Source organism: Specibacter cremeus, assembly GCF_003946885.1.
GTDB lineage: Bacteria > Actinomycetota > Actinomycetes > Actinomycetales > Micrococcaceae > Specibacter > Specibacter cremeus.
The window spans coordinates 33,080-57,067 of record NZ_RWKQ01000002.1; the positions used below are offsets into that span (position 1 = coordinate 33,080).

The window sequence follows — 23,988 nt, forward strand, 5'->3', positions numbered from 1 at the left end:
GTGATTGAGCTTGTCGAAATCACCGGGGTCTCGACAGGCTCGACCAGCGACGGGGTCAGCCGGCCGCGGGGTGGGAGACCACCGTGGCCGTGACGCCCAGCCGTTCGGCCATGATCTCGATGGCTTGCGGGTTCGCGTCCACGCAGATGAACTTCCGGCCCAGCCCGAAGGCCACGGCGCCCAGGGTGCCGGATCCCGCGAAGAAATCCAGCACCCAATCGCCCGGCCGGGACGACGCGGCCACGGCCCGGCGCAGCAGTCCCTCGGGTTTCTGCGTCGGGTAGCCGGTCTTCTCCTTGCCCGTGGGGGAGACGATGGTGTGCCACCACACGTCCGTGGGCAGCTTGCCCAGCTCGCGTTTCTCGGCCGTCACCAGCCCGGGCGCCATGTACGGTTCCCGGTCCACCTCGGCCGAGTCGAAGTGGTACTTCTTCGGGTCCTTCACGTACACCAGGATGTTGTCGTGCTTGGCCGGCCAGCGGCTCTTCGCCCGGGCGCCGTAGTCGTACGCCCAGATGATCTCGTTCAGGAAGCAGTCCCGGCCGAAGATCGCATCCAGCATCACCTTCGCGTAGTGTACCTCGCGGTAGTCCAGGTGCACGTACAGCGTGCCGTCCGCGGCGAGCAGCCGCCACGCCTCCAGCAGCCGCGGCTCCAGGAACGCCCAGTAGTCCGTGAACGCGTCGTCGTAGCTGTGCAGGGCGCCCTTGACGGTCGCGTAGCTGTTCCCGCCGAAGCCCACCCGGTCCCCGGACTCGCTGCGCACCATGGTGGTCTGCTGCCGGCGCTGCACCCGCCCCGTGTTGAAGGGCGGGTCCACGTAGATCATCGTGAACGATTCGTCGGGCAGCGTCGGCAGGAACCCGGCGTTGTCCGCGTGGACCACCAGGTTCGGCCCGTCCGGGCGCCAGTGCGGTGACGTCATGGACGCTATTCGGCGGCGGGTGCCGGGGTCACGACCTCGCCGTTGCGCCGGCGGGTGCGGCGGCGGTTGCGCCGCGGCGCCGCGGACTCGGCGTCGTCGGAGCGCTCGGACGGGCCGCTGGCGCCCGCCTCGCCCTGCGCGGCGCCCGCGGAGGAGGCCCGACGGCGGTTCCTGCCGCCGTCGTTCCTCTCACCGGAGCCTGTGGAACCGGAGCGGCGGTTGCCGTGGCCCTGTGCGCCACCATGGCCCGAGCGCGGCGTGCGCTTGCCGGTCTCGCCCAGATCCTCCAGAACCTCGGCGTCGATGCCGGCGTGCGTGCGCTTGTTGCGCGGCAGCCTGCCCTTGGTGCCCTCGGGGATGTCCAGGTCCTCGTAGAGGTGCGGCGACGATGAGTACGTCTCGATCGGTTCCGGAACGCTGAGCCCCAGGGCCTTGTTGATCAGGCCCCAGCGCGGCATGTCGTCCCAGTCGACGAACGTGACGGCCGTGCCCTTGTTGCCGGCGCGGCCGGTGCGGCCCACCCGGTGCAGGTAGATCTTCTCGTCCTCGACGCACTGGTAGTTGATGACGTGGGTGACGTCGTCCACGTCGATGCCGCGGGCGGCCACGTCGGTGGCGACGAGCACGTCGACCTTGTTGTTGCGGAAGGCGCGCAGCGCCTGCTCGCGGGCGCCCTGGCCCAGGTCGCCGTGGATGGCGGCGGCGGCGAAGCCGCGGTCCACGAGTTCCTCGGCGACCTTCGCGGCGGTGCGCTTCGTCTTCGTGAAGATGATGGTCCGGCCGCGCCCGCGGGCCTGCAGGATGCGGGCCACGACCTCGGCCTTGTCCAGGTTGTGGGCGCGGTAGATCAGCTGGCGGATGTCCCGCTTCGTCAGGCCCTCATCTTCCGGGTCCGCGGCGCGGATGTGCGTGGGCTGGGTCATGTAGCGGCGGGCCATGGCCACGACCGGTCCGGGCATGGTGGCCGAGAACAGCAGCGTCTGGCGCACGGCCGGGGTCCCGGCAATCAGCGTCTCGACGTCGGGCAGGAAGCCCAGGTCCAGCATCTCGTCGGCCTCATCCAGCACGACCATCTTGACCTGCTTGAGGGTCAGGTGGCGCTGGCGCAGCAGGTCGATCAGGCGGCCCGGCGTGCCGACGACGACCTCGACCCCCTTCTGCAGGGCCTCGATCTGCGGCTCGTAGGCGCGGCCGCCGTAGATGCAGGCGATGCGCACGCCGCGGTGCCGGGACGCGGTGCCCAGGTCGCTAGCGACCTGCACGGCCAGTTCGCGCGTCGGCACGATGACCAGGGCCTGCGGGGCGCCCGGGAAGGGCAGCAAGTCGTAGCCATCGTCGCGATGCCCCACGACCCGCTGCAGTGCCGGGATGCCGAAGCCGAGCGTCTTGCCGGTACCCGTCTTTGCCTGGCCGATGATGTCGTGCCCGCCGAGCGCGATCGGCAGCGTCATGGCCTGGATCGGGAACGGGTGCGTGATGCCGGCGTCGTCCAGCGAGGACACGATGTCGGCGTGCACGCCGAACGATGCGAACGTCGCCTTCTCCTCGTGGTGCGGCGGCTCGGTGGTGGTCAGGGTGCCGTCAACGCTGATCTCCTCGCTGCCGGCGTCCGCGTGCAGCAGGGTCTCGTTCGCTGCGGTCAAATTCTCTGTGGTCGTTGATTCAGGACTCAAATGCTTACCATTCAATTCGTCTATAAAGGTGTCGCCGTGGAACGGCTCAACGCGGGCCTGTCATGACCGTGCGGAGCCGGTGCCGGGCGGCACATCCGGCGGAAGCCGATCGCGGATTTACAAAATGCTGGCCCGCGCGCCGCCGCGGGAATCGGGCGGAACGGGCGGGCAGCCAAAACGCGTGTAGGAGTGGGCTGTTACGACCGGGCATCCATGTCTACACGGCCAAGTCTAGCCGGTCGCGGTCCGGTCGCATGATTCTAGGGTGCCGTGTGCGCGGCGGCGCCCGGTACGGGCGTGAACAGGATGGAGCGTTTGTCGATGTCGGCCTCGATGAGCTTCACGCGCACCACCGTGCCCGGTGCCAGGTCGCCCTCGCAGTAGCCGGCGATGGCCGGTTCCCGGATCTGGATGGTGCTGCGCGGGGCGGACTTGCCGTTGCCGTTGCCGTTCCCGTTGCCGTTGCGGCGTGGGCCGGACAGCACGACGGCGTCGAACTCCGCCCCGACGCGATGGCTGAGCAGCGCGGCCTCGATGACGTCGATGGCGGCCCGGTCCACCCGGGCGGCCAGCTGGTTCGACACGGCCATGATGCCGGGCAACTGGTCCAGCGCCTGGCGCGCCCAGGCCGGGACGTCCTCGCCGGCGGACAGCGATGCGCAGATGGCCAGCACGAACCTGTCGACGAGCCGGCGCAGCGGGGCGGTGGCGTGCGCATACGGGGCGGCGACGGCGGCCTGCAGGATCTCCGCCGGCAGCTCGCCGTCGAACGGGGTGTACCCGGCACCCCGGAACAGCGACGTCGCCGCGTGCAGCAGCGCCAGCTGGCGCGGGTCCGCGGCGTCCAGCGTGCGCAGGTACTCCCCATACGCCACGTCCTCGGTCCACGGCGAGCCCAACGCCACGGTCTTGAGCCGGTACGCCTTCACCGCCTCGTCGTCCGGGGCGGGCATGGTGCGCAGGATGCCGACCTTGCCGTCGATCATCAGCTGCGCGGCCGCCATGCCGGTCAGCAGCGAAATCTGGGCGTTCCAGTCCTCGATCGGCAGGGCCGGGCGGAACTCCAGGCTGTAGCGCCCGTTCGCGAACGACACCTCCTGCTGCGGCACGTTCAGGCTGGCGCCGCCGCGGGCGCGCTCCAGCTCGACCCGTTTCAGCCCGATCTCCCGCAGCAGGCGCAAGGTTCCGGCATAGGCGGGCGGTGCCGTCCCGTCGTCGTGCATCTGCTGCGCCTGCTCATAGCCGAGCTTGGCGACGCTGCGCACGCGTGCCCGGCGGACCGCGGCGGTCCGTTGCAGGCCGCCCGCGTCGAGCGTGATCGTCCAGACGTAGGCGGAGCGCACGTCGTCGGCGAACAGTGACGCGGCGCCCTCGCTCAACGGCACGGGGTGCAGCGGGATGCGCGCGTTCGGCGTGTAGACGGTCTGGCCGCGGCGGCGGGTCTCCGCGTCCAGCTCCCCGCCGGCGGGCACGAACGACGGAACATCGGCGATGGCATAGTGCACCACATACCCGCCGTCGTCGCCCGGTTCCAGATACATGGCCTGGTCCAGGTCCTCCGAGGCCGGGGGGTCGATGGTGATGAACGGCAGCGCCGTCAGGTCCTCGGCCGGCAGCACGTGCCCGGCGATGGTCGCGTTGACCTCGGCCATGACCTCGGGGCTGAATTCGCCCGGCAGCTTGAATTCCTCCGTGAGCCCGGACAGGGCGCGGGCCAGTTTCTGCTGTGCGACGGAGGATCGCACGCCAATGTGGGAGTACGGCACGGGATCAGCTTAGCGGGGTGCCGGTTCGCGTGGCGGTCTACGCTAGGNGGCATGAGCATTTCGTCGCCCGAGTCCATGCCGGCAGGGGAGCTGAACGCGCGCTACGACAAGTTCGTGGTGGATTTGCTGGGAGTCATCGCCTATGGCGAATTGTCCGCGTTCGAGCGGCTGTCCTCCGACGCCAGGTATTCGCCCACCCTCCACGACCGGGCCCTGCTCGGCAAACTGGCCGTCGCCGAGTTCGGCCACTTCGAGCTGGTGTGCGCCCGGCTGGCCGGCATGGGCATGGACGCCGAACTGGCCATGGCCCCGTTCCAGCGCGAGATCGACGCATTCCACGACCGGACCCGCCCGGCGGACTGGTATGAGTCGCTGATGAAGGCGTACGTCGTGGACACCATCTCCGAGGACTTCTACGCGAGCGTCAGCCGGTTCCTGGATGCGGACACGCAAAGCGTCATCGCCGAGGTGCGCACGGGGGAGACGGAGTCGACGGTGCTGGCCGCCCGACTGCACCAGATGCTGGCCGACGACCCGAAACTGTCGTCCCGGCTGGCCCTGTGGGGGCGCCGGCTGGTGGGTGAGGCGTTGACCCAGGCGCAGCGCGTGGGCCGGCGGCAGCGCTTCCTGGTCGGCCTGATGCCCGGCGGGGCGGAGCAGGCGGCCGGCGAGGTGGAGAAGATCATGGCAAGCCTGACCCGCAACCACTCCAAGCGGATGAGCCAGCTGGGCCTGACCGCGTAGCGCTACACGAGGCCCAGGTCGGCCAGCACGCGGCGGAGCGTGTCCTCCAGGGATTCCTCAACCGTGATGCGGGTTTCCGGGATCCCGTCCAGCGGATTCCAACCGTGGAACCAGCCGCGCATGTCGTGTTCGCCGAAGTCGGCGACCTTGTGCGCCCGGGTCTGGTGCCGTGCCAGCGTCTGCTCGAACGTGAGGTCGTAGGCGTAGAACAGGCTGGCGCCGTCGTGCCCGTCGCGCAGGCGCCGGAACGTTTCGCTGTACGTGCCGGCGTTGAAGATGCCGTCCATGACCACGGTCCGCCCGGCAGCCAGCGCCAGCGCCGCGGTGTGCTCGATCAGCTCGATGGACAGCGGCGTGTAGTTGCCGGTCTCGCCCAGCACGACCCGGCGGAAATAGTCCTGCTCCACCCAGACGGCGCCCAGCTCGCGCGCCAGGGCCCGGGCCACGGTGCTTTTCCCGGAACCCGAATTGCCCCGCAACACGATCAGTGCGCCCATGGTCCCATGCAATCACAGTCCCATGCAATCACACCCGCGTGTGGGGTGCCCCACATGCGGAATAGCGGCCCGTCGGGGCCCGTTTTCCGTATGGGTTTGAAGACCGGCCGCCACCGCCGGCGGCCCGCTTACGCGAAGGGGATGCCCGTGCTGGACGTCGTGATCATCGGGGCCGGACAGGCCGGCCTGTCGGCCGCCTACTACCTGGCCCGGCAGGGCCTGGAACCGGAACGGGACTTCATCGTCCTCGACGCCAACGACCGGCCCGGCGGGGCCTGGCTGCACCGTTGGCCGTCGCTGACGCTCGGCGCCGCGCACGCCGTGCACGACCTCCCCGGCATGAAGCTGGGCCACCCGGACCCGTCCGAGGCCGCCTCGGCCGTCGTCGGCCGCTACTACGGGATGTATGAGAAGACGTTCAACCTGCCCATCCACCGGCCCGTCAGGGTCACGGCCGTCCGGCCGGCGGCGGCGAACGACGACGGCGGCACCGCCGACGCTGCCGGCTCGCCGTTGCGTGTGGAGACGGACCGTGGAGTGTACGACGCGCGGCTCGTCATCAACGCGACGGGCACCTGGGACAAGCCGCACTGGCCGCACTACCCCGGCCAGGACGCGTTCACTGGCAGCCAGCTGCACACCCACGACTTCGACTCCGCCGCCGGGTTCGCCGGCCACCGCGTGCTGGTGGTGGGCGGCGGCACCTCCGCGGTGCAATTCCTGCTGCAGCTGGCCGACGCCGGCGCCGTCACCGCCTGGTCCACGCGCCGTCCACCGGAGTTCACCACCCGCCCGTTCGACGCCGACTGGGGCCGGGACGTGGAGCGGCGCGTCAACGAACGCACCGCCGCCGGGCTGCCGCCGCTGAGTGTGGTGGGCGTGACCGGGCTGCCGCTGACACCGGAATACCGCGCCGGGATCGCAACCGGCACGCTCGTCTCGCGCGGGCCGCTGGACCGCCTCGAGCCCGGACGGGCCGTGTTCGCCGATGGGTCCTCGTTCGCGGCCGACACCATCCTGTGGGCCACCGGATTCCGCGCGGCACTGGACCATCTGGCGCCGCTGAAGCTGCGCGAACCAGGCGGCGGCATCACGATGGACGGCGTCAAGGTCGTCCGGGAACCCCGGCTGCTGCTGGTCGGCTACGGGGCGTCCGCGTCAACGCTCGGCGCCACCCGGGCAGGACGGGCCGCCGCGCTCGCCGCCCTGGGCCGCCTCGGCGGCGATGCCGTCCCCGTCGACACCGGCGCCCTCGCGCTGGCCTGATGGGTTCGAACCGGCGGGTTCGGGCCGGCGGAAATATCCCGGTTGCCGGGCCGGTTGTCGCACAGTGAACACCCCTTGAAGTGAAAGGCGCCGCCATGTCGCTCCCGTTGTCCATCCTCGACCTTGCCCATGTGGGCGACGACGGCATCGCCGCCAGTTTTCGCGCTTCCGTGGAACTGGCCCGGCATGCCGAGCGGTGGGGGTACCGGCGGATCTGGTTCGCGGAGCATCACAACATGCCGTCGATCGCTTCGTCGGCCACGAGCGTGCTGATCGCGCACGTCGCCGCGCACACCTCGACCATCCGGCTGGGCTCGGGCGGGATCATGTTGCCGAACCATTCGCCGCTGCAGATCGCCGAACAGTTCGGCACGCTGGAGACGCTGCACCCGGGCCGGATCGACCTGGGCCTGGGCCGCGCGCCCGGCACGGATGCGAACACGTTGCGGGCGCTGCGCCGCGACCCGTCCGCGGCCGACACGTTCCCGTCCGACGTCCAGGAGCTGCAGGCCTTCCTGGCGGGGGACTCGCTGATCCCGGGCGTGGCGGCGTACCCGGGGGCGGGGACGAACGTGCCGCTGTACATCCTCGGCTCGTCCCTATTCGGCGCCCGGCTGGCGGCGGCGCTGGGGCTGCCGTATTCGTTTGCGTCGCACTTCGCCCCGCAGGCGCTGCGCGACGCCGTGGCGGCGTACCGGCGTGAATTCCGCCCGTCGGCGGCGCTGCCCGAGCCGTACGTGATCGCCGGCGTGAACGTGATCGCCGCGGACACGGACGAGGAGGCGCAGGCGCTGTTCCTGGCGGCGAAACGGCGCCGCGTGGCATCCATGGTGGGCCGCGGGCGCACGTTCACGGAGGAGGAGCTGGACCTGCTGCTGGACTCGCCGGCCGGCCTGCAGGTGCTGTCCATGCTGCAGTACTCGGCGATCGGGTCGCCGGCTACGGTGCGGGACTACCTGGACTCCTTTGCCGCGGTGGCGGACGCCGACGAACTCATTGTGGCCAGCCAGATCACGTCACTTCCAGAGCGCCTGCGCAGTTTCGAGCTGCTCGCCGGGGCCATGGAGCTCGCGGCGGCCTCGTAGGGTTCCGCGCCCGGGCTCAATCACCGAGACCCAGGTGGTGCCGGTCTGCCAGCGAGATGGAGGCGGCCGCCACCAGGACGCCCACCACGACCCCGACCAGCGTGTCGGCGACCCGGCTCATGGCCGCGTCCGGCGCCAGCGGGGCGCCGATGCCCGTCATCAGCAACGCCATGGGCGTCACGACGATGGTCGTGAGCGTGTAGTTCGAAAGCACCAGAACCTCCGCGAGCACCTGGAACACCACCACGGCGGCCACGGCCGGCCAGAACCCCAGTGACAGCGAGAGCAGCCCCGCGGCCACCAGGGCGCCGAGCACGTTGCCGACCAGTCGCTGGATGCCGCGCTGGACCGTCATGCGGTAGTTGATGCCCTGCAGCGCGGCCACGGCGCCCATTGCCGCCCAGAGCGGGTGCCCCAGGCCGAGTCCGACGGCGGCCCACCCGGACAGCGCCGACGCGGCGGCCATGCGCAGTCCCCGGCCGACGCCGTGGTTGCCGGCCAACGCCGTGCGGGCCGGCTCGCGCAGCCGTGCGGGCCGCACCCCCGGGAGCTCGCGGGCGCCCATGACGCCGGGAAGCTCCAGGGTGCGGCGCATGCGGCGCAGTTCGGCCTGGTGGCGGCGCAGCCGGGCGATGGCACTTTCGGACGCGGCGCCGGGCGTCCCGGTACCGGCAGTACGCTGGAGGTCCTCGACGGTGTCGAGCAGGGTCGAGAGCCGGGCCACCTGGTCGTCCAGCCGCCACCTTGACGGCACCAGGGGGAAGCGCCGGGTGGACTGGCTGAGCGCCACCGTCTCCCGGGCCGAGCGCACGGCGACGGTGGTGGCGGACCGGTGCGCGTCGTCGTCGTTCTCCATGAGCCGGGCCAGCGCGGCGACGGCCCGGGCCACGCCCAGCCGGGCCGGGCCCAGCGGCAGCACGAGTGCCGGGGCCATGGCCACGAGCCACCCGACGGCGGACCCGATCGCGAGGGCGGCGACGACGGCCGGGATGCCCGCGGACGTGTGTGCGTAGCCGGAACCGGCGCCGGCCGCGAACACCAGGATGACCGGGCCGGGGCCGGTGATGCGCAGGGCACCGAGCAGGATCGCGGCCAGGGCGGCGAGCAGGGACACCACGGCGATCTGCAGCCACATGGTCGTGCCGGTGGCACCCAGGAGAGCGCCGGTGGCGCCGGAGACCACCATGGCCGCCGCCACGACGAGCAGGTGCCGGGCCAGCCGCGTGTACGGCTGGTGCCGTCCGAATGCCGACGTCAGTGCGCCCAGCGACGCGATGGCGGCCAGCGGCCCATGGCCCAGGAGCCCGCCGCCGACCAGCACCAGCGTGCCGGCGATGCCCACCCGAACCGCGGGGGCGAACCACACGTCGGCGCGGCGGAACTGGAACGCCCCACGCCACGCGGAGGACGAGAGGGAGTGCGCCAGGGCGCCGACGGAGTGGTGGAGGCGGGGTGAGGCGAGCGTTGCGGGCATGGTTCAAGTCTAGGCGATATTTTACTAGTAAAATAGATGTGAATCATGTGAGATTGGCCAACCTAGAATGGGGGGATGGGCGCAACCGATGGTGATTTCGTTGACCGTGACTTTGTGGACGCGGCCCGGTCCGGGTGGGCCCTCGCCTACCCGGACCTGGATGTCTCCAGCATTGAGGTCATGGGCCGGATCACCCGCATCGGCGCGCTGGCCGCAGCCAGGGTGGAACGCGACCTGGCGCCCGCCGGGGTGTCCCGTGCCGAGTTCGACGTGCTGTGCACACTGGCCCGAAGCGACCGCCCGCTGCGCGCCAGCGAGGTCACCGCGGCGACGATGCTCAGCGGCGCGTCCACCACGAAGAACGCCGACCGGCTGGTCCGGCGCGGGCTCATCGAGCGGCTGCCCTGGGAACGGGACGGCAGGGTGGTGCTCCTGCGGCTGACCGATTCCGGGCGTGCCCTGGTGGGCCGCGAGTTCCCGCGGTTCCTTGGCCGCGACCGCGACCTGGTGGCGGAGCTGACCTCGCAGGAAAAGACGCAGCTGGCCGGGCTGCTGCGCAAGATCGCCGCCCGGCTCGAGTAGCCTCGCCGCCGCCTGCCTCGCCGCCGCCGGCCTCACCGCTGGTCGCGCCACCAGGCGACGGTGGCCGCCGCGCCGTCGGCCAGGCTCGTCGGGGCCAGGCCCAGCGCCTCCTCGCTGCGGCGCGAATCCATGACGAACGGGCGCTCCAGCTGGTACAGCATCTCGGCCAGCTCCCGCATGTCGGTGTTGAGCAGGCCGGCCGCCCGGACGACCCACCCCGGAATGGCGTTGATCCTGGCAGCCGGCGCGCCGGCCGCGGTGGCGAAGGCCTGACCCATCTGCCGCTGCGTCACGGGCGGGACGGTCGGCGCATGCCACACCCCGTTCCAGAGCTCTGGCCTGGCCGCGGCCGTGATCATGGCCGCCGCGAGGTCTCCGATGTAGGTGAACGAGTGCGGCGCCGTCGCGCTGCCCAGCACGATGACCCGCCGGCCGGCCATGACCGCGGGCACCATGCGCTCTCCGGCGTGGGCTGCCAAGACGCGTGGGCCGTAGAAGTCCGAGGCGACGACGGTGACCGTGGGTGTGCCGGATGCGGCCCGCGCGTCGAGCAGGGCGGTGCGCACGCCGCGCTTGCCGCCGTGCGCCGTCCGCGGTCCCGTCTCCGTCATGACGTCATCGGGGGTGCTGTAGGAGTACAGGCTCTCCGGGAAAGCGACGACGGCGCCGGCCTCACCTGCCACCTGTTGGACCGCCCGCTCCGCATCCGGCAGCTCGGCCCGCCACGTCTCGGCACGGTACCTGGAGCCGTGGATGCAGTGGAAGACGGCGTCGACTCCCTCCATGGCCTGCCGCAATTGGACCGTGTCCGACGCGTCGGCGGCCCGTCGCTCAATTAGGGGATGATCCGGCCCGGAACCGGACCGGGTCACGATGCGGACCCTGTGGCCGGCATCCGCCAGCTGGGTGGCGACGGTCCAGCCGACGGGGCCGGCCCCGGTGACGAGTTTGATGGGGGTCATGGTGTCTCGATTCTCTGATTCCCGGTTTCATCGTGTGAGCGGTGCTCTCACATTCATCATGGGCGGTGTCCATCGGACTGTCAAGAGCGGTACTCACTAAAGTTGACGATGCTCTCGAGTTGTCCCATGCTTACCTGTATGACGAAGACCCCACGTGAACTCGCCCGGGCCCGCACCATGACGGAGGTGGTTCGGATCGGGCGCGCCCATCTGGTCACCGAGGGAGCCGCCGGGCTGTCGCTGCGCGCCGTCGCGCGGGACCTGGGAGTCGTCTCCTCGGCCGTCTACCGGTACGTGAAGAACCGGGATGAGTTGCTCACGCTGCTCGTCGTGGATGGCTACAACGAACTGGGCGACGCCGTGGACGCCGCCGTGGCCGCCGCCGCCGGCGGGTTCCGGGCGCAATTCGATGCCCTGGCGCACGCGGTCAGGGCATGGGGCATCGCCGAACCGGCCCGCTACGCATTGCTTTTTGGCACGCCTGTGCCCGGCTATGAAGCTCCCGCCGAACGGACGACGGGACCCGGCACGCGCGTGATCGGGCGGCTGGCCCGGATCCTCGATGACGCGTACCGGGCCGGAAGGTTGGCTGGGCCGGACGCGCCAACGGTTCCGGTGCCCGAGTCGTTGCGGTCGGACTTCGCGGCCGTGCGTGACGAGATGGGGCTTTCGGTTCCGGACGCGGCCCTGGCCCGCGGCGTCTTGGCGTGGGCAGCGCTGTTCGGCGCCGTCAGTTTCGAGGTGTTCGGGCAGTATGGGACGTCGACGTTTGGTGACCGGGAAGGGCTGTTCGGCCTGCACGTGGACGCCCTGGCCGAACTGGCCGGCCTGTCCTGCCATTGTTGTCAGGTCAAATAGATCCAATGCGTGAACCCCCGGGGATTGCAGGCCCTCGGGGGTGGCGGGGCGGGGAATCAGGGCAGGCGGGCGAGCAACTCCCGGGCGGCGGCGGACGGGTCTGCGGCCTCCGTGATGGCACGGACCACGACGATGCGGGACGCGCCGGCAGCAATCACCGAGTCGACGTTGCCCAAGTCGATTCCGCCGATCGCGAACCACGGCTTCGCCGTCGGGAGGGACGCCGCATGCGACACGAGAGACAGCCCGACGGCGGCCCGCCCCGGCTTCGTCGGCGTCGCCCACAGCGGTCCCACGCAGAAGTAGTCGGCCCCGGACGCGGCGGCCGCGGAGGCCTGCTCCGGGGAATGCGTCGACAACCCGACGGAAACGTTGGAGCCCAGCAGCGACCGCACCGAAGGCAGCGGCAGGTCCTGCTGGCCGACGTGGAACACCGGCGCACCGGCCAGCGACGCCAGGTCGGCGCGGTCGTTCACGGCCCACAGCTTCCCGAACTCCGCCGCCACGGATCGCAGCACGCCCAGCAGCTCGAGTTCCTCGGCCGCGTCCAGCGACTTGTCGCGCAGCTGGATGATGTCCACGCCGCCGGCGTACGCGGCACGCAGGAAATCGGCGAAGTCGCCGCGGTCGCGCCGGGCGTCCGTGCACAGGTACAGCCGCGCGTCCGCCAGCGAAGGGCCCGGTCCGGCAACGCCGGAGGCTGAGTGGCGGGGGCCCGGAGCACCGGCCGTGTCGGAAAGGGTCGTCATGTCTCATAGAATAGATGACATACCGCGGGAGCCAGGACAGCTGGCTGAGAGGGCGCCACGCGCCGACCGACACCTGCTCGCAACGCATGCGAGGTGACACCTGATCCGGTTCGTACCGGCGGAGGGAAGGAGCACGATGCCCGGATTGTTGCCGGAAACCATCACCACGGACGTGGCCGTCATCGGCGGCGGGATCGTCGGCCTCGGCATCGCCTGGGAGGCGCAGCGCGCCGGACACGCCGTCACGGTCATCGACCCCACGCCCGGCACGGGCGCCACGTTCGCGGCGGCCGGCATGCTCGCGCCGGTCAGCGAATTGCACTACCAGGAAGACGACCTGCTCGGGCTCACACTCGCCTCGGCCGCCCGCTGGCCCGAATTCGTCGCACCGCTGGTCGCCGCCGGGCACGCGGACACGGGCTTCCGGACGACGCCGACACTCGTGTTGGGTGCCGACGCCGCCGACCGTCGGGCACTGGCCGACCTTTGCGACGTCCAGCTCGCCCACGGACTGGAGGTGGAACAGCTGACCATCCGCCAGGCACGGCAAGACGAGCCAATGATCGGCCCGCACATCTCCGCGGCATACCGCATCAACCAGGACCACCAGGTCGATCCGCGCGGCGTCGCCACGGCCATCCGTGTCCAGCTCAACGTCGAGGCGGCCGCCGCCGGGCGCCTGCGCGAGGAACAGACCTCCATCAGGCGCGCCGCCGTCGACCTTCTCCACGAGGACCTGCTGGACTCGGGCTCCCGCGTCACCGGCGTCCTGCTCGAGGACGGCCGCCAGGTGCGCGCCCGGGAGGTCGTCGTCGCCAACGGGCTCGGCACCGCGCACCTGGCCGGGCTGCCGGAGGGGCTGAACCTGCCCGTACGCCCGGTCCACGGCGACATCCTGCGCCTGCGCGTGCCCGAGCACCTGCGCCCGCTGACCACGGCCACCATCCGCGGCCTGGTGCGCGGGCTTGCCGTGTACCTCGTGCCGCGCAACGACGGCACGGTCGTCATCGGCGCCACCAGCCGCGAGGACGGGCTGACCGGCGTCTCGGCCGGGGGGGTGCACCAGCTGCTGCGCGACGCCCAGGTGCTCGTGCCGGCCGTCGCCGAACTGGAACTGCTCGAAACGACCGCCCGCGCCCGCCCCGGCACACCGGACAACGCGCCGCTGCTGGGTCGGGTGGCCGGCCCGGGCGGGCGCGACGTCCCCGGGCTCATCATCGCCACCGGCTTCTTCCGGCACGGCGTGCTGCTCACGGCCATCGCCGCCCACATCTGCCGCCAGCTGATCGGCGGCGTCACCGACCTCGCGTGGGAGCGGTTCCGTCCCGACCGGTTCTCGCCCGCGCTCACCATCCAGGAGCGTAAATGACCCAGATCTCCCTCAACGGCGCCGCACATTCCCTGACCGACGGCAGCACGGTCGCGGACCTCGTCCACACCGTGACGGGCCGCCCCATCAACCCCGACGGCAGGCCGGCCGACGGGGGCCGGCTCGGCGTCGCCGTCGCCCTCAACGCCGGCATCGTGCCGCGCAGCCTGTGGGCGGCGACGCCGCTGTCCATGAACGACGACGTCGAGATCGTCACCGCCGTCCAGGGCGGCTAGCGCTTGGCGCACCGGCCCGGCGTCCGAGACCCCGCAGTTCGAAAGCTTGTGAGGAAAACCATGACCACGACAACGACCCCCGTATCCGACCCGCTGGTGATCGACGGCGTCCCGCTCGGCTCCCGCCTCATCATGGGCACCGGCGGCGCCCCCAGCCTCGACGGGCTCGGCGCCGCCCTGGTCGCATCCGGCACCGAGCTGACCACGGTGGCCATGCGCCGCTACAGCACCCCCACGGCCGGAACAGCCGGTGCCGTCAACCTGTTCGACCTGCTGCTGGAGAAGAACATCCGGGTGCTGCCCAACACGGCCGGCTGCTTCACGGCCCGCGAGGCCGTCATGACCGCCGAACTGGCCCGCGAGGCGCTTGAGACGGACTGGGTGAAGCTGGAGGTCATCGCCGACGAGCACACGCTGCTGCCGGACGCCGTCGAACTCGTCGACGCGACGGAACAGCTCGTCAACCGCGGCTTCAAGGTGTTCGCCTACACCAACGACGACCCCGTCCTGGCGCTGCGGCTCGAACAGCTCGGCGCGGCGGCCGTCATGCCGCTGGGCGCCCCGATCGGCACCGGCCTGGGCATCCTGAACCCGCACAACATCGGGCTGATCGTGGCCCGGGCGTCCGTGCCCGTGGTGCTGGATGCCGGCATCGGCACGGCGTCGGATGCCGCGCTGGCCATGGAGCTGGGCTGCGACGCCGTGCTGCTGGCCACGGCCGTGACGCGCGCGCAGGATCCGGTTCGCATGGCCGAGGCCTTCAAGCACGCCGTCATCGGTGGCAGACTGGCAGCACGGGCCGGGCGCATTCCGAAGCGCGAACACGCGCTGGCGTCCTCCGCCATGGAGGGCCGCCCCGACCTCTGACCCAAGGAGGACCCATGGCCGCCACCGACATCCTGACCCGGCCGGAAATCGACGCCGCCCTCGAATCGCTGCCGCACTGGCGGTACCGCCTCGGCTCGCTGGCGACCGTACTGAAGGTGCCGTCGTCGACCGTTGCGGTGGCCCTGATGCGCGCCATCGCCGCCATGGCCGAGGAGGCCAACCACCATCCCGACGTCGACTGGCGCTACGACACGCTGTTCATCTCGCTGACGTCGCACGACGCCGGCCGCGAGGTGACGGCGCGGGACGCGGCACTGGCGACGAAAATCTCCGCGGCGGCGGAGGCGGCCGAGGCCGTGGCCAGGCCGGAACTGATGCGGGCCGTGGAGATCGCCATGGACACGGACGATTTCACGGCCGTGTCCGAAATGTGGCGGACGGCGCTGGGCTACAAGACGGGCCGGCCCGACGACCTGGTGGACCCGTACGGGCGCGGCCCCTCGCTGTGGTTCCAGCAGACGGACACGCCGAACCCGAACAGGTTCCACTTCGACGTGCACGTCCCGTTGAGCGAGGCGCCGCCGGTGCTGGCCGCCCTGGAGGCCGCGGGCGCGACGCTGGACCACTCGAACGCGCCGGACTTCGTGATCGCGACCGACGCGCAGGGGAACCGGCTGTGCCTGTGCACCGAGGCCGGGCGCGAACCCCACCCCGACGACTAGACCTCGACGACCAGACCCCCGGCCGACTTCAACGTCGACGTGGTGGTCGGGTGAGCGGACGCGTCAACGCATCCGCAGGATCTCGTTGACCTTTTCGGTGTCGTGCGCGTGACGGGTGCGGCCGACGACCTGGGCGGTCAGCCAGGCTGCCACGACGCCCACGGCCATGGGCACGATCCACACGATCCAGGCCGTGGACGCCGGCTTGTCCAGTCCGACGGCGGTGGTGATCATCCACACGATGAGCGCCGCCACGACGGCGACGCCGGCCGGGAGTGCGGCGCCATAGGCGAGCCGGCGCGAGTCCGTTCCCCAGGCGATGGCGCCGAACGCCCCGGCGACGAGCGTGACGATGACCATGGTGAGCATGCTGTTCCCCCGGAGGCCTAGAGGGCGCCGAAACCGACGCGTCGGGTTTCCTCGCCGCCGAGTTCCACGTACCCGAGCTGCGGGCCGGGCACGATCACGATGCGGCCCTTCTCGTCCTTGAGCCGCAACTCCCCACCCTTGGCCAGGGCCTCGGACACCAGCGCGGCCACGTCGTCGGCGCTCTGTTCGGACTCGAGCACGATTTCACGGGCGATGTTCTGGACGCCGATCTTGATTTCCACGAAGGTCTCCTTGTACTGCTTGGTGTTCGGGTGCTGTACCCACTCTAGTAGGGCGTGCGGGTTTTGCCGGACGCCGGAGCCCGGGCCCTGCCGCCCGGGGCGGAGTATATTCCTCCTTGTGTGCACGGCCGGTGCCCCGGCCGTCCCCAGGGCAGGACGAGAGCGAAGGAATCGGCCATGGTCACGTCAGCGTATGAGCGAACACCCCAGCAGAGGATCGGTTCCGGCTTCGGCCACGGCAGCACCGCCGCCGACGTCCTGGCAGGCCTGGACCTGGACGGTGTCACGGCCATGGTCACCGGCGGCTATTCGGGGCTGGGGCTGGAAACCGTCAAGGCGCTCGCGGATGCGGGGGCCGCGGTGGTGGTCCCGGCCCGCAGGCCCGACCGGGCCCGGGAGGTCCTGGCCGCCGCCGGGCTCCTTGGCGCGGAGGACCGGTCGGTGGACGTGGATGCCCTGGACTTGGGCGATCAGCAAAGCGTGCAGGGCTTCGCCCAACGCTATTTGGACTCCGGGCGCGGGCTGGACATCCTGATCAACAACGCGGCCATCATGGCCTGCCCCGAGACGCGCGTCGGCCCCGGGTGGGAGGCGCAGTTCGCCACGAACCACCTGGGCCATTTCGCGCTGGTCAACCGGTTGTGGCCCGCGCTGGCGTCCGGGGACGGCGGGCGCGTGGTGGCGCTGTCCTCAACGGGGCACAAGATCTCCGGGATCAGGTTCGAGGACCTGGGCTTCTCCTCCGGGTATGACAAGTGGCAGGCCTACGGCCAGGCCAAGACCGCCAACAGTCTCTTCGCCGTCGAGCTTGACAGGTTGGGGGCCGGGGCCGGTGTGCGCGCCTTTGCCGTGCATCCCGGCGGGATCATGACGGAGCTGCAACGGCACCTGGCCCGGGAGGAAATGGTGGCGGCGGGTTGGATGGACGACGCCGGCAAGCTCAGGGAGGGGTTCAAGTCGCCGGCCCAGGGCGCGGCCACATCCAGCTGGGCCGCCACCTCGCCACGACTGGCCGGCATGGGCGGGGTCTATTGCGAGGACTGCGACATCGCCGAGCCGACCGATCCCGGCTCACCCATGGCGCGCTATGCGGGTGTGGACGCGCACGCCATCGATCCGGACCAGGCCGCCAGGTTGTGGGACGTGTCCGCCGAGATGACGGGGCTGAACGCGTTCGGCTGACCCCGGCGCAGGGTCACGCGGCCGGCGGGCCCACTTCCTTCGGGAAGCGGCTGATGCCCCGCCACGCCAGCCGGTACACGAGCTCGCTGGCCACCTCGAGGTCCAGGTCGCCCTTGGCCTCGAGCCAGTACCGGGCGGACACCTGGGCCATGCCGGCCAAGGCCCGGCCCAGCAGCGTCGCCTCGACCGGGGCCAGTTTCGTGTCCTCCGCGATGACCCGGGCGATGGCGCCGGCGTATTCGGCGTTGAACGATTCCAGCCGGGCGGCCACGTCCGGGTCGTTGACCAGGTCGGATTCAAACACGAGCCGGTGCGCCTGGTCGTCGTTGGACATGAACTGGAAGTACGCCTTCATGGTGGCCTGCACGCGCAACTTGTTGTCGGTGGTAGAGTCCAGTGCCGCCAGCAGCATCCGCTTGAGCTCGGCCAGGTGGCTGTCCAGCAGGGCCAGGTACAGGTCCCGCTTGCTGGGGAAGTGCTGGTACAGGACGGGCTTGCTGACCTTCGCGGTCTCGGCGATCTCATCCATGGCCGCCCCGTGGTAGCCGTTGGCGACGAACACCTCCAGCGCGGATGCGAGCAGCTGGGCGCGTCGCTCGTCGCGTGGCAGGCGGGCCAGCGGGCCCCGGCGCGGCGTGCCGCCCCCGCTGGAAAGTTCTTGGGTCATTGGAATCACCCTTCCTTTTTCACCGGAGACGATCATTGTCGTCATTGTACCGATTGGTAACAATCAGGCCGGAATATATTTGAGGGTATGGCACCCGTACTCCAGACCATTTCCCGGCCCGCCCCGCAGACCCTTCCGGCGCTTGTGGAGCCGGGGCCGCCGCTGACCCCCGACGAACTGGAACGATACTCCCGGCACGCGCTCATCCCGGAGATCGGCGTGGACGGCCAGCGCCGCCTGCGCAACGCCCGGGTGCTGGTCATCGGCGCCGGCGGACTCGGCTCGCCCGCCCTGCTGTACCTGGCCGCCGCCGGCGTCGGCACGCTGGGCATCGTCGACGACGACGACGTCGAGCTGAGCAACCTGCAACGCCAGGTCATCCACACCGTCGCCGACATCGGCCGGCCCAAGCTCGAGTCGGCCAGGGACTCCGTCGCGGCGCTGAACCCGGGCGTCACCGTGGTGCTGCACAACGTCCGGCTGGACTCCTCCAACGTGCTGGACATCTTCGCCGGCTACGACGTGATCCTCGACGGCACCGACAACTTCGCCACCCGCTACCTCGTCAACGACGCCGCCGCCATCCTCGGCAAGCCGTACGTGTGGGGTTCCATCCTGCGCTTCGACGGCCAGGTCAGCGTGTTCTGGGCCAAGCACGGGCCCAACTACCGCGACCTGTACCCGGAGCCGCCCGCGCCCGGCACCGTGCCGTCGTGCGCGGAGGGCGGCGTGTTCGGCATGCTGTGCGCCTCGGTCGGCGCCATGATGGTCACCGAGGCCGTGAAGCTGGTCACCGGCGTCGGCGAGACGCTGCTGGGCCGGCTGCTCATGGTCGACGCGCTCACCTCCCGCTGGCGGGAAATCCGCATCAGCCCCGACCCGGCCGCCCCGCCCATCACCGAACTCGTCGACTACGACGTGTTCTGTGGCCTGCCGCCGGCAGGGGAGAAGGACGACGGCGAGCTCATCTCCGCGGACGACCTCGCCGCACGCCTGGCCGCCAGGGAGCGGGGTGAGGCGTCCTTCGAGCTGATCGACGTGCGCGAGCCACTGGAATTCGAGATCGCCCGCATCCCCGGCTCGACGCTGATTCCGCTCGGCGGCATCAAGGACGGCTCGGCGCTGGGGAGCATCCCGCGCGGGGTGCCGCTGGTGCTGCACTGCAAGGCCGGGAGCAGGAGCGCCCAGGCGCTGGCGAGCCTGAAGGCGGCCGGGTTCACCGACGTCGTCCATCTGGACGGCGGCATCGACGCGTGGGCCAAGCGCGGGGCGACGTCCTGATGCCCGGCGGTGGTTGAGCCTGTCGAAACCTGAGCATGTCGAGACCCGGTGGTCGAGCCTGTCGAGACCCGGCGGTGGTTGAGCCTGTCGAAACCTGAGCCTGTCGAGACCCGGGCAGGGCGCCCTTCCGGACAGCACCCATCCAGTGATCGATAGATCGGGGTTCGCGGGTATGGCACCCCGACCTATCGATCATTGGATGCCGGAGGCGGGGTGGGTCTGGATCGTCTAGCTGTGATCGAGCCTGTCGAGATCTCGACAGGCTCGATCACCGGGACGCTCGATCGGTGCACGGCTCAGGCCGGGCGGCGGGCCTGCTTTTCGACAACCCTTTCGACAGCCCTTTCGACAGCGGGCACGGCCGGCAGGTGCTCCGCCGCGACGGACTCGAACGCGGCCGGCTCCACCGAGATGCCGTACAGCGCCTCGAGCCCGGCCAGGTAGCTGTCGCCGTCGCCGGCCGCGGCCAGTTCCTTGGCGCGGACCGTGGGCGTGTGCAGCAGCTGGCGGACCATGCGGCGCATGGCGAACTCCACCTGCTCCGTGGCCGCCGTGCACCCGTGCTGGCCGCGGATCTTCTCGATCTCGGCGTCCAGCACGGCCATGGTGTGCCGGCGCAGCGCGACGATGGCATGGTCCAGCGACCGGGCGTGCTGTGCCGCCTCGAACGTGTTCGCGGCCTCGGCCACGATGGCGCCGGCCTCCTCGAGCGTCGTCTCCTGCTCGGCCGGCGCCGCCTGGCGCACCGTCTCCAGCGTCAACAGGTCCACATTGGGCAGCTCGCCGACGGCCGGGTCGAAGTCGTGGCTGAGCGCCAGGTCAATGACGACCAGGGGTGCGGGGGAGTCCTGGCGCACGCGTGCCACCTCCGCGGCGGCCACCTGGTGGTCCGAGCCGCTGCACCCGATCAGCAGGTCCGCCCCGGCCAGGGCCAGCGGCAGCGTGTTGTCCGTGAGCGGTGCGCCACCGCGGGACGCCGTGAAATCGTTGGCGCGGCCGGAGGACGAATAGACGGCGATGTCGGTGCAGCCGCGGTCGGCCAGCTGCGCCATGGTCGCCCCGGCGTAGGCGCCGGTGCCGAACAGCACGGCCCGGGCGCCGCGCAGCGAGTCGGAGCGCCCCAGCGAGTCCGGTGCCTGGCGCAACTCGGCGGCCAGGTCGAGGGCGATCGAAACGATGGACATGCCGCGGCTGCCCAGGGCCGTGCGCGCGCCGACGTCCCTGGCCGTCTTGGACGCCGCCTGGAACAACCGCACGAGGGCGGGCGTCGTGGATCCGACCTCCTGGGCGCCGGCCAAGGCCCGGCGCACCTGCCCGGCGATCTCCCGTTCGCCCACGACGGCGGAATCGAGCCCGGCGCTGACGGAGAACAGGTGTTTGGGGACGGCCGGGCCGCGATGCATGGTGAATGCGGAGGACACCAGCTCGGCGTCGAGCCCGCTGCCGGCGGAGATGGCGGACAACGTGGCGTCGCGGGCCGTTTCGACGTCCTCGGCGGAGCGTGCGTGCACATACAGTTCGTACCGGTTGCAGGTGGCCAGTTCCACGGTCCCGACGATTTCAGGGACGGTGTCGGCGAGCGACGCGGACACCGCCGTCGCGCCTGCGCTCAGGCGGGCGACGGTTTCCAGGTCGAGGTCTGCGTGCGAGGCAGCGAGCGAAAAGAGAACCACAATGCCCCCTATCGTATCCCCGCCGGGCGGGGTTTATGCACACCTGTTCCCATTCCGTCACCAAAAGGTGGGTGATCCTGCTCTCCCGTGCGCCGCCGTCGCCCGTCATCGGCGGCACATGCTCCCGTCCGGACGCGCAGGATTGCTCGGTATGGTTGGTGTCATGACACTGAGCCCGACGCACCCCCTTCTGGATGGGCGCACCGCCGACTCCCCGCTGATCACCGCCTACCGGGGCCGCACGCCGTCGCGCCGGCCCGTCTGGTTCATGCGCCAGGCCGGCCGCTCGCTGCCCGAATACCGCACGCTGCGCGAGGGCACCACCATGCTGGACGCCTGCCTGGACCCGGCCATGGCCGCCGAGATCACGCTGCAGCCGGTGCGCCGGCACGATGTTGACGCCGCCATCTTCTTCTCCGACATCGTCATCCCGCTGCGGCTGGCCGGCGTCGGCGTGGACATCGTCCCCGGCGTGGGGCCCGTGCTCGAGAAGCCCGTGCGCACGGCCGCCGACGTCGCCGCCCTCCCGGAGCTGGCCGACGCCGCGCTCGCACCGATCCGGGAGGCCGTGGCCCGGACGGTGGCCGAGCTGGGCGGCACGCCCCTGATCGGCTTCGCCGGCGCCCCGTTCACCGTCGCCGCCTACATGGTGGAGGGCCGGCCGTCGCGCGACCACCTGGGCCCACGCACCATGATGCACGCCGACCCGGAGGTGTGGAGCGCGCTCATGGACTGGGCCGCCGACGCGTCCGGTGCGTTCCTGCGCGCCCAGATTGAGGCCGGCGCCAGCGCCGGGCAGCTGTTCGACTCCTGGGCCGGCTCGCTCGGGCTGGCCGACTACGTCGGCCACGTGGCGCCCGCCTCCGCCCGCGCCCTGGACCACGTCCGCGACCTGGGTGCCCCGCTGGTCCATTTCGGCACGGGCACCTCGGAGCTGCTCGTCGCCATGCGCGACGTCGGCGTGGATGTGGTCGGCGTCGACTACCGGCTGCCGCTGGACGAGGCCAACCGCCGGCTCGGCGGCGGCGTGCCGCTGCAGGGCAACATCGACCCGGCCCTGCTCTCGGCCCCGTGGGACGTGCTCGAGGCGCATGTGCGGGAGGTGCTCGCCGCCGGCGCCGCCGCGCCCGGACACGTCGTCAACCTGGGCCACGGCGTGCCGCCGGACACCGACCCGGCCGTGCTCACCCGCCTCGTCTCGCTCGTCCATTCGATCGAACCGTAGCCACGCCTCGTCACGACCAGGGAAGGCGCCATGGAACACCCGCAGGGTCCCGAAAAGCAGTCCGGCAGAGCGTCCACCGCCCAGCTCATCCACCGCCTCACCCACCGGCACGGTGACCGGCCCGCGGGGCCGCACGCCGTCGTCGTCGGCGGCGGCGTCTCCGGCCTGCTGGCCGCGCGCGACCTGGCCGCGGCCGGGCATGCCGTGACGGTCCTCGAGGCCGGGTCGGCGTGGGGCGGCTGCGTCGGCGTCCACGAGGTCGCCGGGCTGCGCCTTGACAGCGGCGCCGAGTCTTTTGCCACGCGGACGACGGCGGTCGCGGACCTGGCCGCCGAACTCGGCCTGGGCGGGCGGCTGGTGTCGCCGAACCCGGCCGGGGCCTGGGTGGCGCTGCCGGACGGACCGGTGCCGCTGCCTCGCACCGGCATCCTCGGCATCCCCGCCGACGTGCACGCGCCCGAGGTGCGCGCCGCCCTGGGCCGGTCGGGCGTGCTGCGTGCCGCCCTGGATGCGCGCCTGCCCGTGACGGTCGGCACCACGGAGAAGACCTCCAGCGTGGCCGATCTGGTGCGGGCGCGCATGGGCGAGCGCGTGCTGGACCGGCTCGTCGCCCCCGTGGTGGCGGGCGTCCACTCCGCCGATCCGGAACTCCTCGACGTCGACATGGTGGCCCCCGGCCTGCGTGCCGGCATCCGCGAGCACGGTTCGCTGGCCGCCGCCGTGGCCGCACTGCGCGGCGCCGCCGGGGAGACGGACGGCACGGGCCAGGCCCCGGCCAGGCCGGGCTCGGCCGTGGGCGGGCTGTCCGGCGGCATGCACGTCCTGGTCGAGGCCCTGGTCGCCGGGCTGGAGCGGGCCGGCGTCGACCTGCGCCTGCGGCACACCGCCACGGTCGTCAGCCGAACGGCGGCCGGCACGTGGACGGTCGGCTGGGACCATGCCGGGGCGCCGGGCGGCGTCGAGGCCGAGGTTCTTGTCCTGGCCACCGACGGGCCCACGGTGGTGCGCCTGCTCGGCGCCGAGGTTCCCGCGCTCGTCCCGCTGGCACCCGAGCGCGGCCCAAACGTCCGCCTCGTCACGCTCGTCGTGGACCTGCCCGACCTGGACGCCGCCCCGCGCGGCACCGGCGTCCTGGTGGCCCCGCAAACCCCGGGCATCAGGGCCAAGGCGCTCACGCATGCCACGGCCAAATGGGAGTGGCTGGCCGACGAGACGGGTCCGGGCACGCACGTGCTGCGGCTGTCCTACGGCCGGGCCGGCGACGTGGCCTCCGAGGCCGTCCGGCTGGGCGGCGGCGGTCCCGGCGACGCGGAGCTGTTCGCGGACGCGCTCGCCGACGCCACGATCCTGCTCGCCACGCCCATCAGTGTCTCGGACGTGCTGGGCTGGGACGTGGTGCGGTGGCGCGGCGCCCTGCCGTTCGCCGCCGTCGGGCACAAGGCCAGGATGGCGCAGCTGCGTGACCTGGCCGATCGTGAGCCCGGGTTGCTGGTGGTCGGCGGCTGGGTGGCCGGGAACGGGCTGGCCGCCGTCGTCGCCGATACCCGCGCCCGCGTGGCCGCGCTGGCCGGCCGCGGGACGACGGCGTGATCTTCACCACTTTCTACATGCTG

At 71.5% G+C, this 23,988-nt stretch carries 24 protein-coding genes; 13 read left to right on the forward strand and 11 right to left on the reverse strand.

All coding sequences use genetic code 11. From position 1 onward, the window contains the following. Positions 1–55 precede the first annotated feature (55 nt). The 3 genes from EJC77_RS00850 to EJC77_RS00860 all read right to left on the reverse strand — a co-directional run bounded on the left by EJC77_RS00850 (position 56) and on the right by EJC77_RS00860 (position 4,364). On the reverse strand, positions 56–925 hold the full coding sequence (locus tag EJC77_RS00850) for a DNA-methyltransferase (RefSeq protein WP_125609684.1): 870 nt from the start codon (positions 923–925) through the stop codon (positions 56–58). 5 nt (positions 926–930) lie between these two features. Next, positions 931–2,568 (reverse strand): DEAD/DEAH box helicase, encoded by a 1,638-nt coding sequence (locus EJC77_RS00855; RefSeq protein WP_125609685.1) that lies wholly within the window; start codon positions 2,566–2,568, stop codon positions 931–933. A gap of 290 nt (positions 2,569–2,858) precedes the next feature. Continuing rightward, positions 2,859–4,364, reverse strand: a complete 1,506-nt coding sequence (locus EJC77_RS00860) for an RNB domain-containing ribonuclease (RefSeq protein ID WP_240629610.1) — start codon at positions 4,362–4,364, stop codon at positions 2,859–2,861. Positions 4,365–4,415: 51 nt separating this feature from the next. Here EJC77_RS00860 and EJC77_RS00865 point away from each other — a divergent pair, with 51 nt between their 5' ends. Next, a complete protein-coding gene (locus EJC77_RS00865; RefSeq protein ID WP_240629611.1) occupies positions 4,416–5,108 on the forward strand; it encodes a ferritin-like fold-containing protein in 693 nt (230 codons plus the stop codon). Between the two features lie 2 nt (positions 5,109–5,110). Here EJC77_RS00865 and EJC77_RS00870 read toward each other — a convergent pair whose 3' ends face one another. Further along, complete coding sequence (locus EJC77_RS00870; RefSeq protein WP_125609686.1) at positions 5,111–5,605, reverse strand: AAA family ATPase; 495 nt, start codon at positions 5,603–5,605, stop codon at positions 5,111–5,113. Between the two features lie 141 nt (positions 5,606–5,746). On the opposite strand from EJC77_RS00870, the gene EJC77_RS00875 reads away from it, so the two are divergent. Further along, positions 5,747–6,871, forward strand: a complete 1,125-nt coding sequence (locus EJC77_RS00875; protein ID WP_240629640.1) for an FAD-dependent oxidoreductase — start codon at positions 5,747–5,749, stop codon at positions 6,869–6,871. Between the two features lie 95 nt (positions 6,872–6,966). Continuing rightward, the gene (locus EJC77_RS00880) at positions 6,967–7,956 is read left to right on the forward strand and encodes an LLM class flavin-dependent oxidoreductase (protein WP_125609688.1); all 990 of its coding nucleotides are present in this window, start codon (positions 6,967–6,969) and stop codon (positions 7,954–7,956) included. 16 nt (positions 7,957–7,972) lie between these two features. Here EJC77_RS00880 and EJC77_RS00885 read toward each other — a convergent pair whose 3' ends face one another. Continuing rightward, entirely contained in the window at positions 7,973–9,430 is a 1,458-nt protein-coding gene (locus EJC77_RS00885) for an FUSC family protein (protein ID WP_125609689.1), read from the reverse strand. 75 nt (positions 9,431–9,505) lie between these two features. Between EJC77_RS00885 and EJC77_RS00890 the strand changes: the two genes are divergently transcribed. Beyond that, on the forward strand, positions 9,506–10,012 hold the full coding sequence (locus EJC77_RS00890; RefSeq protein WP_125609690.1) for a MarR family winged helix-turn-helix transcriptional regulator: 507 nt from the start codon (positions 9,506–9,508) through the stop codon (positions 10,010–10,012). A 32-nt stretch (positions 10,013–10,044) separates the two neighbouring features. Here EJC77_RS00890 and EJC77_RS00895 read toward each other — a convergent pair whose 3' ends face one another. Then, positions 10,045–10,974, reverse strand: a complete 930-nt coding sequence (locus EJC77_RS00895; protein WP_205786743.1) for an NAD-dependent epimerase/dehydratase family protein — start codon at positions 10,972–10,974, stop codon at positions 10,045–10,047. A gap of 138 nt (positions 10,975–11,112) precedes the next feature. Here EJC77_RS00895 and EJC77_RS00900 point away from each other — a divergent pair, with 138 nt between their 5' ends. Then, the gene (locus tag EJC77_RS00900) at positions 11,113–11,832 is read left to right on the forward strand and encodes a TetR/AcrR family transcriptional regulator (RefSeq protein WP_125609691.1); all 720 of its coding nucleotides are present in this window, start codon (positions 11,113–11,115) and stop codon (positions 11,830–11,832) included. 56 nt (positions 11,833–11,888) lie between these two features. Here EJC77_RS00900 and thiE read toward each other — a convergent pair whose 3' ends face one another. Continuing rightward, complete coding sequence (gene thiE / locus EJC77_RS00905; protein WP_125609692.1) at positions 11,889–12,581, reverse strand: thiamine phosphate synthase; 693 nt, start codon at positions 12,579–12,581, stop codon at positions 11,889–11,891. 136 nt (positions 12,582–12,717) lie between these two features. On the opposite strand from thiE, the gene thiO reads away from it, so the two are divergent. From thiO to EJC77_RS00925, 4 genes are read left to right on the forward strand one after another with little or no spacing between them, the layout of a single operon-like run. Next, positions 12,718–13,950: a glycine oxidase ThiO gene (thiO, locus tag EJC77_RS00910; protein ID WP_125609693.1), complete on the forward strand. Its 1,233-nt coding sequence runs from the start codon at positions 12,718–12,720 to the stop codon at positions 13,948–13,950. Then, a complete protein-coding gene (thiS, locus tag EJC77_RS00915; protein WP_125609694.1) occupies positions 13,947–14,186 on the forward strand; it encodes a sulfur carrier protein ThiS in 240 nt (79 codons plus the stop codon). Before thiO ends, thiS begins: the two co-directional genes overlap by 4 nt. A gap of 60 nt (positions 14,187–14,246) precedes the next feature. After that, positions 14,247–15,053 (forward strand): thiazole synthase, encoded by an 807-nt coding sequence (locus EJC77_RS00920; protein ID WP_125609695.1) that lies wholly within the window; start codon positions 14,247–14,249, stop codon positions 15,051–15,053. 14 nt (positions 15,054–15,067) lie between these two features. Next, on the forward strand, positions 15,068–15,736 hold the full coding sequence (locus EJC77_RS00925) for a 4a-hydroxytetrahydrobiopterin dehydratase (RefSeq protein WP_125609696.1): 669 nt from the start codon (positions 15,068–15,070) through the stop codon (positions 15,734–15,736). Between the two features lie 63 nt (positions 15,737–15,799). Here the strand turns inward: EJC77_RS00925 and EJC77_RS00930 are convergent, their stop codons facing one another. Beyond that, the gene (locus EJC77_RS00930) at positions 15,800–16,105 is read right to left on the reverse strand and encodes a hypothetical protein (RefSeq protein WP_125609697.1); all 306 of its coding nucleotides are present in this window, start codon (positions 16,103–16,105) and stop codon (positions 15,800–15,802) included. 17 nt (positions 16,106–16,122) lie between these two features. Further along, complete coding sequence (locus EJC77_RS00935) at positions 16,123–16,347, reverse strand: DUF3107 domain-containing protein (protein WP_125609698.1); 225 nt, start codon at positions 16,345–16,347, stop codon at positions 16,123–16,125. 177 nt (positions 16,348–16,524) lie between these two features. Between EJC77_RS00935 and EJC77_RS00940 the strand changes: the two genes are divergently transcribed. After that, positions 16,525–17,529 carry an SDR family NAD(P)-dependent oxidoreductase gene (locus tag EJC77_RS00940; RefSeq protein WP_125609699.1) on the forward strand — a complete coding sequence of 335 codons (1,005 nt, stop codon included), beginning with the start codon at positions 16,525–16,527 and terminating at the stop codon, positions 17,527–17,529. 13 nt (positions 17,530–17,542) lie between these two features. Here the strand turns inward: EJC77_RS00940 and EJC77_RS00945 are convergent, their stop codons facing one another. After that, a complete protein-coding gene (locus tag EJC77_RS00945; protein ID WP_125609700.1) occupies positions 17,543–18,196 on the reverse strand; it encodes a TetR/AcrR family transcriptional regulator in 654 nt (217 codons plus the stop codon). Between the two features lie 87 nt (positions 18,197–18,283). On the opposite strand from EJC77_RS00945, the gene moeB reads away from it, so the two are divergent. Further along, a complete protein-coding gene (moeB, locus tag EJC77_RS00950) occupies positions 18,284–19,477 on the forward strand; it encodes a molybdopterin-synthase adenylyltransferase MoeB (protein WP_125609701.1) in 1,194 nt (397 codons plus the stop codon). 296 nt (positions 19,478–19,773) lie between these two features. Here moeB and EJC77_RS00955 read toward each other — a convergent pair whose 3' ends face one another. Beyond that, positions 19,774–21,150, reverse strand: a complete 1,377-nt coding sequence (locus EJC77_RS00955; protein ID WP_125609702.1) for a glutamyl-tRNA reductase — start codon at positions 21,148–21,150, stop codon at positions 19,774–19,776. A gap of 163 nt (positions 21,151–21,313) precedes the next feature. Between EJC77_RS00955 and hemE the strand changes: the two genes are divergently transcribed. Beyond that, positions 21,314–22,375 carry a uroporphyrinogen decarboxylase gene (gene hemE, locus EJC77_RS00960; protein ID WP_125609703.1) on the forward strand — a complete coding sequence of 354 codons (1,062 nt, stop codon included), beginning with the start codon at positions 21,314–21,316 and terminating at the stop codon, positions 22,373–22,375. Positions 22,376–22,405: 30 nt separating this feature from the next. Next, a complete protein-coding gene (gene hemG, locus EJC77_RS00965; protein ID WP_125609704.1) occupies positions 22,406–23,965 on the forward strand; it encodes a protoporphyrinogen oxidase in 1,560 nt (519 codons plus the stop codon). The last annotated feature ends 23 nt before the right edge of the window (positions 23,966–23,988 follow it).